Genomic DNA, 12,155 nt, shown 5'->3' with positions numbered 1-12,155 from the left:
CCCCAAAACAGGCTGAAAACAACTTTCCCAACTTACTCCAGAAGATTGTATTTCTCCAGCTTGCTGTACAGCGTTTTGCGGTCTATGTTGAGCAGCCGGGCAGCTTTGGATTTGTTGTAGCGTACCTCCTGCAAGGTTTTTAGAATCAATTCCCGTTCGTGGGCTTCCTGCAGGGCTTTCAGGTCGGGGCCGGCGGGAAGAGAGGCCGGTTGGGACAGGGCGTACATTTCATCGGGCAGGGCCTGTTTCTGGATTTCCTCCTGCGGCGTCAGCAGCACGGCCCGTTTCACCACATTTTTTAGTTCGCGCAGGTTGCCGGGCCAGGCGTAGTGCCGGAAGATATCGGTAACGTCAGGGGAGAGGCGGCTTACCTGGCGGGTGAGTTCCAGGTTGGCTTGCCCCATGAAGTGGTCCACAAACAAGAACAGGTCCTCGCCGCGTTCGCGCAGGGCTGGCACCCGCAGTTTGAACTCGTTCAGGCGATGGTACAGGTCTTCCCTGAAATCTCCGTTCTTCACGCTGGCAATCAGGTCATCGTTGGTGGCGGCAATGACCCGCACATCCACCGGTACGGTCTTGGTGGACCCCAAGGGCTGAATGACGCGTTCCTGGAGCGCCCGCAGCAGCTTCATCTGAATCTCGTAGCTCAGGTTGCCCACCTCGTCCAGGAAAAGGGTGCCGCCCTGCGCGGCCTCAAACAGGCCTTGTTTGTCATGCAGGGCCCCGGTGAAGGCCCCTTTCACGTGCCCGAACAGCTCGCTATTGGCAATTTCGCCGGAGATGGCGCCACAGTCAATGGCGATGAACGGGGCCCCGGCGCGTTTGCTGTGGTCATGGATGGTGCGGGCCACGTACTCTTTGCCCGTGCCGCTTTCGCCCTGGATGAGCACCGACATATCGGTGGGCGCTACCAGCTGGATCATCTCGTGCAGGCGCTGGGCCACGTCGCTGTGGCCGGTGATAAAGGCAGGAGAGGGAGTGACGGGAGAATTGGCGGGCGGGTCTTTTTCGCGCAGCGCCTCCTGCACCACCATCAGCAGCTCGTCTGGGTTTACGGGCTTGGTGATGTAGTCAAAGGCCCCCAGGCGCATGGCCCGCACGGCGGTGCCCACATCCTGCAGGCTGGTCATCATGATCACCGGCGGTACCTCCGCTCCCGGTTGGCGGGGCTGGAGCAACTCCAGGCCGGTACCGTCGGGCAGGCGGTAATCGGCGAGCAGCAGGTGGTAAGAATGTTCTATCAAGGCTTTCTGGGCGGCTTTCACCCGGTGGACCACCTGTACCTCAAATCCCTGTTTCTTAAGGAAGCTTTCCAGGATCATGGAAAAGGTAAGGTCGTCTTCTATGAGTAGTATGCGCGTCATGCCTGGCTTATTGTCCCGTGGGGTAAAAATAAAGAAAGCCGGGAAAACCCAGCTTTCTTTACTTTCATAGTTTTACTTTGTCTAACGGGAGCAGTAAGCGCTTATTTTACCTGGTTGCCGTCTTTGTCTAGTTTGATGGCGCCTTTTTCCTCGCCTTTCTTCATTTCAATGGCGTAATACTCCTTGCCGGCTGCGTCCTTCACCAGGAAAGCAGTGGTAGGCGTCCATTCTTTCAAGCCTGAGTCTGAGGAGAGGGCAGTTTTCACGGCCTCGGGGAGTTCCTCAACTTTTACCGGAGTCTTGTTGTCTTGCGCGGCGGCAGCGGTAGTCTGAGTTGGGGCAGTCTGCGCGGCTTGCGTTTGGGCGTTGGCAGAAACAGTGGCAAAAACAAAAAGTCCGAAGGCTGATAAGATAACTTTCTTCATTGTTCAATTTTTTAGGTGATGAATAAGTCGGTTGCTTTCTTAGTTGCCATTGCCGTGCCAAAACCAGCTTGTTTGGCGTAGTATTCTGACTATCAGTTATTTGTATTTAATTGTCTGATTTGCTGGATTTCCAGAGGTGTGGAATTATTCCCCAGGTTGGGGAGAAGAGTGTGGCAAAACCGGGGCAATCAGCTACTATACGCCGGAGCATTTTCTCGTTCCAGACTTTAGCAGTAACAAGGGCTCTGGCTGTTCATTGACAACGGGTCCTTTATCCCTCCTTGCCTTAGCAATTCTGAGTTGTTTTAAACCCGTTTTCTGAAAAATAGCGTAAAAACCAATTCCCCCTTTTGCTTCTGAACCAGCCTGGGCAGCTACGGTGTAAGCAACTGCGCGCACTTGCGGGCCGCCTGGAGTTACCCCGGGTTGCCCGGTGCAGGCCCGAATCAGGAGCGTACTGAGGGTGCCCTACGTGGCCTCCTAAGAGGCGTTTTTGGTGGAGTAGACCTACCTTCGTCACGCGCAGGAAAGTGGCCGTTCCTGCTTACGCAGCTTTGCTAAAACTTTTTTAGCAAAGCTGCGTAAGTAATTGATAATCAGCTAAATTATTTAGTGTTAAAAAGAGGAGATCTGGCACTTTTGTCCTGGTAGTTCTGTTATGATTTTGAACGAAACGATTGGAAAATGCAGACAAAGACGAATCAAGTGACAAACGAAGAGAGAGTGCAGAAGAAGCACAAAATTGAGAGTTTTGACATCTCCCGCTCTGATGAGACGATGCACTTGGCCGTCGACTTAGCCAAGTTCATCAAGGAGAACCGACTCTTCCAGAACATCCAGGGCAAAGAGTACGTGAACGTGGAAGGTTGGCAGTATGCTGGTTCCCGTTTGGGTATCTTGCCGGTGGTTGAGGAGCTCGTGAACATGAGCGACAGCTCTGAGATCAAGTATTTGGCTAAGGTGAATTTGCTGAACCTACGTACCGAGCAAGTGGTAGGGGCTGGTTTTGCCATCTGCTCTAACAAAGAGCAGGGCCGCAAATATTACCAGGAGTACGCCATTGCCTCCATGGCTCAGACCAGAGCCATCGGGAAAGCCTACCGGAACATTCTGGCCTGGATTATCCGCGCCGCCGGTTATGAGCCAACCCCCGCCGAGGAGATGGACTACCAGGGTAATGTGCCGGAATCAAAAGTGGAGCATCAGGTGAAACCCGCGGCTCCTGCCAAGACCATGAAAGCCGTTCCGGCCGAACCGGTGGCAGAAGCTGCTCCGGCCCCAGCAGTGACCCCGGCTGCCGCTACTCCGGTTGCCGCCGCCGCTGAGGAAGCCACCGTGAAGTATGCCACGGCCCGGCAGAAAGAGGAGATCATCCGCCTGCTGAACAACCCAGTGATCACCCGTCAGGAGAAAACCAAAATGCTCCTGAACATCAACAAACTGGACGAGGAACGCGCCAAGCAGTCCATTGAGAAACTGAAGAAAGTGATTGAGGAACGTGAGCACGCGCAATCTGCCGCTGCGTAAGTTGATTTACATAGAAGTGAATGCCAGAAACCCGGCCCCAAGGCCGGGTTTTCTGTTTTAGGGCAGTTCTGTGAAAAAGAGCCCCAAAATTGCTGCAGCCCAAGGCTTCTCTACCACTAACGCAGCTATAAACTGCTGTGGAGGCGTACGGCCTAGGGCCGAGTACTTAACGTTGGTGGGCTGTTTACTCGCTGGCGCGAGTTTCCAAACTCGTGCCTACAGATGCCGGGTAGTTTCCAGACTACCCTCGCTGCCCCGCAGCGAAACAGAGTTGCAGAACAAATTTCCCCTCGCTCTTCTCCAGAGGTTACGCCCGGCAGACCACCACCGCTCACGAGGGCAATAAATGAAGCCCTCCCGCACCCAACAATTTCGTATTTTTGGGGGCTATGGCAGACCTAAAGAGCATCCTGAAACAGTATTGGGGACATGACGACTTCCGCCCCGGGCAAGAGGAGATCATTGTCTCGGTGCTGTCGGGCCAGGACACGTTGGCCATTCTGCCCACGGGCGGCGGTAAATCGGTGTGTTTCCAGGTGCCGGCCCTGGCGCAGGAGGGCGTGTGCCTGGTGGTATCGCCGCTGGTGGCCCTCATGAAAGACCAGGTGGAGAACCTGCGCAAGCGTGGCATCTCAGCGGCGGCGCTCCACGCGGGCCAGCCCGAGCGGGAGCGCGACCTGATCCTGGACAACTGCGTGTTTGGCGGCGTGAAGTTCCTGTACGTGTCGCCGGAGCGCCTCAAGACCGAGCTGTTCCTGGAGCGGGTGAAACGCATGAAGGTGAACCTGCTGGCCGTGGACGAGGCGCACTGCATCTCGCAGTGGGGCTATGACTTCCGGCCGCCCTACCTGGAGATCGCCAGCCTGCGCGAGTTGTTGCCCCAGGTGCCGGTGCTGGCGCTCACCGCCTCGGTCACCGAGGCCGTGAAAGCAGACATCCAGGAGAAACTCCGGTTCAGTCAGCCCAAGGTGGTGCAGCAGAGCTTCGCCCGTAAGAACCTGTCGTACTCGGTCCTGCCCACCGAAGACAAGGAAGGCCGCCTGCGCGAGATCCTCCAGAAGATGAACGGCACCGCCATTGTGTACGCCCGCAACCGCCGCCGCACCGAGGAGTTGGCCCAGTGGCTGCAGAAGCAAGGCATCAAAGCCACCGCCTACCACGCCGGCCTGCCCCACCAGACCCGGGCCGCCGCCCAGACCGATTGGATCATGGACCGCGTGCGCGTGATAGTGGCCACCAACGCCTTTGGTATGGGCATAGACAAACCCGATGTACGCCTGGTGGTGCACCTGGACCTGCCCGATTCGCTGGAAGCCTATTACCAGGAGGCCGGCCGGGCCGGCCGCGATGGGCGCTACAGCTACGCCACGGTGCTTCTGGGGCCCGAAGATGCGGGCTTGCTGCTCCGGAAAACCGCGGAGGCCTATCCGCCGGTGGAAACGTTGAAACGGGTGTACCAGGCCCTGGCCAATTTCTACCAACTGGCCATTGGCAGCGGCGCCTTCCAGTCCTTTGACTTTGATTTGAGCGAGTTCAGCCGAACGTACCAATTATCCCCGCTGGAGGTGCATTTTGCGCTCAAACTCCTGGAGGGCGAGGGCGTGCTGCAGATGAACGAAGGGTTTTACGCGCCCTCCAAGGTGAATTTCCTCCTGGGCAACACGCAGCTGTACGAATTCCAGCTGATGAACGAAACCCTGGAGCCCCTTCTCAAAGGCCTGCTCAGGCTGTACGGCGGCGAGATGTTCCGTGACTTTGTGAAGATCTCAGAGGCCGGGCTGGCCAAGCATTTGGGCGTGCCGGAGGCAACCGTGCGGCAGCAGTTGCAGCACCTGCACCAGCGCAAAGTCCTGGTCTATGAGCCCCAGCACGATGGTCCGCAGGTGCAGTTCACGGCTCCCCGGTACGATGCCGCCTCCTTGCCCGTAGACCAGAAGCGGCTAAACCTGTTCCGGGACCGGGCCCTGGAAAAGGCCCAGGCAGTGGCCGACTACATGCAGAACGGCAAGCAATGCCGTACCCACCAGATTCTGGCCTTTTTTGGCGAAACAGCAGACAAACCCTGCCGCATTTGTGACTACTGCCTGGCCCAGAAAAAGAAAAAGAAGCTGGACGAGAACAAGTTGCACATGGAGGCCCGGGTGCTGCGGTATCTGAAAGAGTTTCCCCTGCACCCCAAGTCCATCGCCATTCACTTCAGTTCCTCAGAGCAGGAACTCCTGGGCGATCTGCTGCAGGAAATGCTGGAGAGCGGCCTGGTGGCCTACACCCCCGAAGGCAACCTGACGAAGAAGAAATAAGGTGTCTTTGGGGTAAATACTATGTTAAGTAGAGTAGCCCCGTATCACTCGCGTTAGGCAGGGTTGGTTTTGGGGCGTTTTCCAGAAAACGGCCCCAAAACAGAAAGGCGGCAAGTGATCTTGCCGCCTTTCTGTTTTTATCTGGTGTAGGAACGGGTAAGGGTTAGGGCAAAGGGGTTTCCTCGGCCTGCAGGGCTACCACGCCGGGCAGGGCTTTGCCTTCCATGTACTCCAGCAGCGCGCCGCCCCCGGTAGACACGTACGACACATCATGCGCATGGCCCATTTGGGTAACCGCCGCCGCCGAGTCGCCGCCGCCTATGAGCGAGTAGGCGCCGTGGTTCCTGGTGGCGTCTACCACCGCTTCGGCAATGGCCTTGGTGCCTACGGCAAAGTTAGGGAACTCAAACACGCCCATGGGGCCGTTCCACAGGATGGTTTTGGAATTGCGGATCACCTCGGCGAATTGCGCGCGGGTTTCGGGTCCTATGTCCAGGCCCATCCAGCCGTCTGGAATGGTGCCGCTGGCCACTACCTGCGACTGCGCGTTGTTGTCAAAGGCATCGGCAATGACAGAGTCTACCGGCAGGTAGATCTTGACGCCTCTTTCTTCGGCTTTCTTGAGCAGCTCAAGGGTTAGCTGTTGCTTGTCTTCCTCCAGCAGGGAGTTGCCAATGGTGCCGCCCTGGGCCTTGGCGAAGGTGTAGCTCATGCCGCCCCCAATAATGAGGTTGTCTACGCGGTCCAGCAGTTGCTCAATGACCAGGATTTTGTCTGAGATCTTGGCGCCGCCCATGATGGCGGTGAACGGGCGGTCTACAAACTGCAGCACACGGCGGGCATTGTCCAGCTCGGCCTGCATCACGTAGCCGCACACCTTGTCGTGCGGGAAGTAGTCGGCCACGATGGCGGTGGAGGCGTGCGCGCGGTGGGCGGTCCCGAAGGCATCGTTCACGTACACGTCGCCCAGCAGGCTCAGCTTCTCGGCGAAGCCCTGGTTGCCCTGCTCTTCCTCTTTGTGGAACCGCAGGTTCTCAACCAACAGCACCTCACCCGGCTTCAGGTTATTGGCCATCTCCACGGCCTCGCTGCTCACGCAGTCGGGCGCAAACTGCACCGGTACGCCAAACGCCTGCTCCAGGGGGTTCACGAGGTGCTTGAGCGAGTACTTCTCGTCTGGTCCGCCCTTGGGCCTACCCAGGTGCGACATGAGCACCACTGCGCCGCCGTCGTTTAAAATTTTCTTGATGGTAGGTACCGCCGCTCTAATGCGGGTATCATCAGTGATCACAAAGTCACTGTTCAAGGGCACGTTAAAGTCAACGCGCACCAGGGCCCGTTTGCCCCGGAAGTCATATTGGTCAACTGTTATCATAGTCTGTAGGTTTGGTTTAAGCTACGGATTCCGGCCAAAACAGGCCAAGGCAAATATAGTATTTATATTTTTCTCTGGTCTGCGGGCGCATTGTTTGGGTGAAAAGGGCAGGACCGGCCTTGGGGTGGGCCCTCTCCCGGGGCAGGGCTTCCTATCAGTCCGTGAACCCGTTAGGTGGCGTTCTGCCGCAATTCTTACTAGCAGGCTTCTGTTGGGACTGAAAGAAATTAATGGTATCGGTTGCAATATTGAATTTACAGTTCCTGCGCTATTCTAAGGCAGAAGCCTTAACCTGATGCCCATATTAGAGTCTTGTGCTAGGGATATCATCATTCTGTTTGCCTCTTGTTTTTGAAAATACCTTAATGTTGGAAACTTTTTATCGCAATCGGTTGCAATTTTGATAAAAACAACTTAGGTTTATTTCAACTAACCGGGTTGGAGCGCCTGCCTTAAGCGCCTGAATCCCGGCCAATGCTTGCAGAAAGGGAAAGATGACCGCAATGCCCCACCTGTAAACGGAGGGTGCAATGATACTGCCTGAAAAATATCGCAAACCTTCTGGATGGTGCGCTTATGGGCGAACGGGGTTGGGCAGCATTGGTTTGGAGGGGCGAACGCCGAAGTCGGCCTTTCAGGCGAGGACGGCAAGGCCTTACCCAATGGGGGTGAGGGGAAGCTTTGAAATTACATTGGACGCCTGGTAAACCGTAGTGCCAGGCCGGAAGGGTAGTGGTGGTAGATAGAGTGGAATAACAGTGAATACATATAATATTTCCATTATTTCCTTTAATCATTTATTAACCACTAACTAAAAAAAGATGAGAAAAAAGATTACCGTCTTAGCCCTCTTTCTTGCCGCCTTCTGCCAGGGAGTAAAAGCCCAGATTCCCCTGGTGTACACGGTAGAGAATACCGGATCTGGTTTCGCGCCCCCGCCTTTGCCCTCCTTTGACCAGTTACCCGCCATTGAACCCTTAACAGACCCCTTTATGTGGTCAGACGGCAGCGGTCGTTCCACCAGTTTCAGTGACTGGGCGCGCCGCCGCAATGAAATAAGGGCCGAAATAGAGCACTATGAGATTGGCACCAAACCCAGTCGCCCGGAGACCATCACTGCCTCGTTCGCGCCCGGTACCAACGGCGGGGTGCTTACCGTGCATGTAATGGTGAACGGCCAAACGCTCACGCTGACCTCTCAGGTGATTCTGCCTGCCGGAAGCGGTCCTTTCCCGGCGGTGATAGGGATGAACAGCCAGAACGGAAGTGTGCCCGCTGATATCTTCTCTAGCCGCAACATTGCCCGCATCGCCTTCAACGCCAACCAGGTAACCACGTACGGCAATCCGCGGATAACAGATCCTTATTTCCGGCTTTACCCGGGGCAGAACCTGGAGAACTCGGGCCAGTACAGTGCCTGGGCCTGGGGCGTTAGCCGCATCATTGACGGGTTGGAACTGGTACAGGCGAGCCTGCCCATAGACCTTAGCCACCTGGCGGTTACTGGTTGTTCCTACGCTGGCAAAATGGCTCTTTTCTCCGGTGCCCTGGATGAGCGGATTGCCCTTACCATTGCTCAGGAATCGGGTGGGGGAGGGGCGCCGGCCTGGCGGGTGTCGGAGACCCTGGGCAGCGTGGAGAAACTGGGCGCCACCGATTACCGGTGGTTCAGGGACGACATGCGCCAGTTTGCGGGGAACAACGTGGCCAAACTGCCCCATGACCACCATGAGTTAATGGCCATGATTGCGCCCAGAGCCTTGCTGGTAACGGGTAACACCGACTTTGAGTGGCTGGCCAACCCGGCGGCCTACGTATCGGCCAGGGCTACCCATGAGGTGTACAAGACCTTGGGCATTGGTGACCGGTTCGGGTTCTACATAGACGGCGGCCACGGCCACTGCGCCATTCCCACTACCCAGCGCCCGGCCATTGAGGCGTTTGTGGACAAATTTCTGCTGAGTAAACCCAATGTGAATACCAACATTACCACTCACCCGTACGACGGCATTGACTACCAGCGCTGGTACAAGTGGTGGGGAACCGGCAACCCGGTGCTGCCCGCTGAGCCGCTAGGCAAAAGGATCTGGCTGGAAGCCGAGTGTGCCACCGTGGGGTCTGACTGGGAAGTGGTCACAGATGCCGCTGCGGCCAATGGGTCGTATGTTACCGTAAAAAGCGGCCTGAACAGTACCGCAGCTGCCCCGGCGGGGGCCAGCGGGGCCGTGGTTTTTCCGTTCACCGTTGATAGCGCCGCCACCTATAACTTTGTGGCCAGGCTGAATGCTCCCACCGCCAACGACGACAGCTACTGGATAAAAATTGACAACGGTCCCTTTGTAACGGTCAACGGACTGGCTACCTCGGGTTGGCAGTGGCTAAGAGTCTCCAGTGCCATACTGGGGGTAGGGCCGCACACCATCACCATTGCCTACCGCGAAGACGGGGCCCACCTGGACAAACTGCTGGTAACCACCTCCGGGGCCTCCATCACCGGCCTGGGGGCTCCCGGCCTCAATTGTGGGCAAGCGCCCGTGATTACGCCAGCGCAGGTATTTTCAATAAGCGAAACGGCTGCTCTTAATGCTGTGATAGGTTCAGTAGGGGCCACGGATGCTGATGCGGGCTCGGTGCTTCAAAACTGGCAAATTACCGGAGGTACCGGCGCCGGCGCATTCGCGGTAGATGCCCATACCGGGCAACTGCGGGTGCTGGACAATGCCGCTTTTGATTTTGAGTCGGCTACCCGGTCGTTCACGCTTTCCCTCACCGTTACCGATGGCTATTTTACCAGTGCCGCAGAAACGGTAACCATCCACCTCACCAATGCCAATGACAATGCGCCGGTGGTGAGCGCCGGAATGAGTTTTGCGCTGGATGGCGGAATTTGCAGTGAGCTTGGGAGCATGACGGCCACCGATCTGGATGATACCCAGGAGCCGGGCTTTACCACCTTGCAGAACTGGCAGATTGTGGGCGGCACCGGGGTTGGTATCTTCGGTATCAATCCTGCAACCGGCATGGTTTCCATCCAGAACCTGGCGCAGGCCGATCTCTCGCAGAGCGCCTTTACACTGTCTGTTACCGTGAGCGATGGACTGAATACCAGCGAGCCGCAAACCGTTACGGTGACCATCCCAGACAAGATCACCGTTTGCCATAAGGGCCAGCTGATCTCTGTTTCTAAAATGGCGGCCATGGGGCACCTGCAGCACGGCGATTGCATAGGAACCTGCGGAAATGAGGTAAGCAGTGCTGAGGCGCTTGCCGCCAAGGCCGGGCTTCAGGGTGCCATCCAGATCTATCCTAACCCCAGCACAGACAAGATAGAGATCAACCTGGGGGCCAATGCCCAGAACATCCGGACCATTCAGGTGCTGGAGCTGTCTGGAAAAGTAGTGCTGGAAATTGCCGCCGGAAATGCTTCTGCGGTGTCTATTCCGGGCAAGCACTTGCGGGCCGGAACCTACCTGGTGCGCATGCAAGGCGATCAGGTGGTGACCCAACGCATTGTGGTGCAATAAAACCCACCTGTACAAACCAGGAAGGCGCCGCAAGGCGCCTTCCTGGTTTTATTTCTGCCCCAAAGAGAGTTGGGGCAAAGTTGAGGCCTCAGGATCAACCGGATGTTATAAAGGAGAAACTCACTAAGTGATGTTGGTATAAGCTGGAACAGCAGAGGAGGGAGGCGCAGGCTGCCGCAACCCGAGGGCTTTTTAGCCCAGCGCTGGTCAGGAGTACCTCATGGGCAGCGGAGCGGTTCTGCCAGCATCAGACGGTAAGTGCGCCCCGGAACCCCCTGGCGCTGTAGTACGACTGGGCCCCGTTATGGTACACAAAAACCTGATTGTAGCGGAAATCACCAAACAGGGCTCCGCCTAGCTCCCTGATGTGGGAAGGGGTTTTCAGCCAGCTTGACGTTTTTGCGTCAAAATTCCCAAAACGCTGCAATTCCCGGTATTGTGCCTCGGTTAACAGGTCAATGCCCATGGCGGCCGCCATGTCCAGGGCACTGCTGGCTGGTTTGTGCTCCTTTCTTGACTCCAACCCTGCGCGGTCATAACAAACGCTCCGGCGGCCCTTAGGGCTTTCCGTTGAACAGTCATAGAACGTAAACTCGCCGGTCTTTTCATCATAGCGTACCACATCTGGTTCGCCGCCGGTTCTTTCCATTTCATGCAGCGACCATACCTTTCGGGGGTAGGCCTCCAGCCTTGCCGCTACTTCAACCCAGTCCAGGCCTTGGTGGCGGTGCCTGTTCTTCTCAAAACGGGCCTTGAGGGTGCGCAGTAGTTCTTCCTGCAGGTGGGGTACTATCTCTGTTTCCTTGGTCATGGGTTGGTAGGTTAGGGCCGGACTAACAGGTATTGAGGATTGGGTGTACAGGCCTTTGAATGCTCTCTTGAACGATGCCCTCCTGAAAGCGGTCTGCAGGGGCAGGGACCGGCGCTGCCAGGGACACAAGGGCTGGTACCGTTTTTATCTCTTATTTCTGGATTGGCTTATGCGCTACCGTGCAAGATCAATTTTCTTAGTAGAGAAATTTGTCCTAAATGATAGTAACTGTGCTCAATAACCCCTTCAATGTTTCGTAAGTAAGTGCCGTATTTTTCGTCTACAAAGGGCTGGCCAAGCAGATTATCGGGCATTTGTTCAACGCAGCTTGCAAATTTTTCAGAATTACTTAAAAAATCATGAACTAACCTATCCCAGTCTTCGGCAGATGTAAGTTCCGGAAGGTCAAAGCTGTACTTGTCTCTAATATCAAGTTGCCCGCCCTGAAAGACTTGTAAAAGACCAGCCAGATAATAATTTACATGAAAAGTAAGGGCTGCAATGGTATTTAGATTGCCAACTTTCTGAATGGCATGCGCCCAGCTTACACCTTCTAGTTGTTCCTTGTAGTTTGTGTTGGCAATCCATTTTCCATTAAGAAGTACCTCCCGAAGTCGGTTTGCCAGCAATAGAGTTCTTGTCATTGGAGCTATCTATTTGAATGCTTACGATCACTACGTATTGTGTTAAACGGTGGCGCAGCTAACCTTTAGCTTAGCGCAGTTTCATTTTTCCAATAGTCCTACTTCCTATTTGCCAGGTATAGGATTAACTTGCTGTACCTGAAGAGGCAGCCAGTGCACTACCCGCTAACGAGTCGGAAAGGTCT

At 55.8% G+C, this 12,155-nt stretch carries 8 protein-coding genes; 3 read left to right on the top strand and 5 right to left on the bottom strand.

The window, feature by feature from the left end; translation table 11 throughout:
- Positions 1 to 32: 32 nt before the first annotated feature.
- Together JT718_RS18680 and JT718_RS18675 are read right to left on the bottom strand one after the other, a co-directional pair.
- Positions 33 to 1,364 (bottom strand): sigma-54-dependent transcriptional regulator, encoded by a 1,332-nt coding sequence (locus JT718_RS18680; RefSeq protein ID WP_205504319.1) that lies wholly within the window; start codon positions 1,362 to 1,364, stop codon positions 33 to 35.
- Positions 1,365 to 1,465: 101 nt separating this feature from the next.
- Complete coding sequence (locus tag JT718_RS18675) at positions 1,466 to 1,789, bottom strand: hypothetical protein (protein ID WP_205504318.1); 324 nt, start codon at positions 1,787 to 1,789, stop codon at positions 1,466 to 1,468.
- A gap of 723 nt (positions 1,790 to 2,512) precedes the next feature.
- Here JT718_RS18675 and JT718_RS18670 point away from each other — a divergent pair.
- Positions 2,513 to 3,316 (top strand): hypothetical protein, encoded by an 804-nt coding sequence (locus JT718_RS18670; RefSeq protein ID WP_317195529.1) that lies wholly within the window; start codon positions 2,513 to 2,515, stop codon positions 3,314 to 3,316.
- Between the two features lie 389 nt (positions 3,317 to 3,705).
- Complete coding sequence (locus tag JT718_RS18665; protein ID WP_205504316.1) at positions 3,706 to 5,616, top strand: RecQ family ATP-dependent DNA helicase; 1,911 nt, start codon at positions 3,706 to 3,708, stop codon at positions 5,614 to 5,616.
- Between the two features lie 163 nt (positions 5,617 to 5,779).
- On the opposite strand, the gene JT718_RS18660 is transcribed toward JT718_RS18665, so the two are convergent.
- Complete coding sequence (locus JT718_RS18660; protein WP_205504315.1) at positions 5,780 to 6,991, bottom strand: phosphoglycerate kinase; 1,212 nt, start codon at positions 6,989 to 6,991, stop codon at positions 5,780 to 5,782.
- 821 nt (positions 6,992 to 7,812) lie between these two features.
- Between JT718_RS18660 and JT718_RS18655 the strand changes: the two genes are divergently transcribed.
- A complete protein-coding gene (locus tag JT718_RS18655) occupies positions 7,813 to 10,515 on the top strand; it encodes a glucuronyl esterase domain-containing protein (RefSeq protein WP_205504314.1) in 2,703 nt (900 codons plus the stop codon).
- Between the two features lie 247 nt (positions 10,516 to 10,762).
- Here the strand turns inward: JT718_RS18655 and JT718_RS18650 are convergent, their stop codons facing one another.
- Positions 10,763 to 11,326, bottom strand: a complete 564-nt coding sequence (locus JT718_RS18650; RefSeq protein WP_205504313.1) for a DUF4256 domain-containing protein — start codon at positions 11,324 to 11,326, stop codon at positions 10,763 to 10,765.
- 167 nt (positions 11,327 to 11,493) lie between these two features.
- Positions 11,494 to 11,970: a DinB family protein gene (locus JT718_RS18645; protein WP_205504312.1), complete on the bottom strand. Its 477-nt coding sequence runs from the start codon at positions 11,968 to 11,970 to the stop codon at positions 11,494 to 11,496.
- Positions 11,971 to 12,155 lie beyond the last annotated feature (185 nt).

The organism is Rufibacter psychrotolerans (assembly GCF_016924645.1).
Classification (GTDB): domain Bacteria; phylum Bacteroidota; class Bacteroidia; order Cytophagales; family Hymenobacteraceae; genus Nibribacter; species Nibribacter psychrotolerans.
This window is presented reverse-complemented; position numbering and strand designations above follow the sequence as displayed.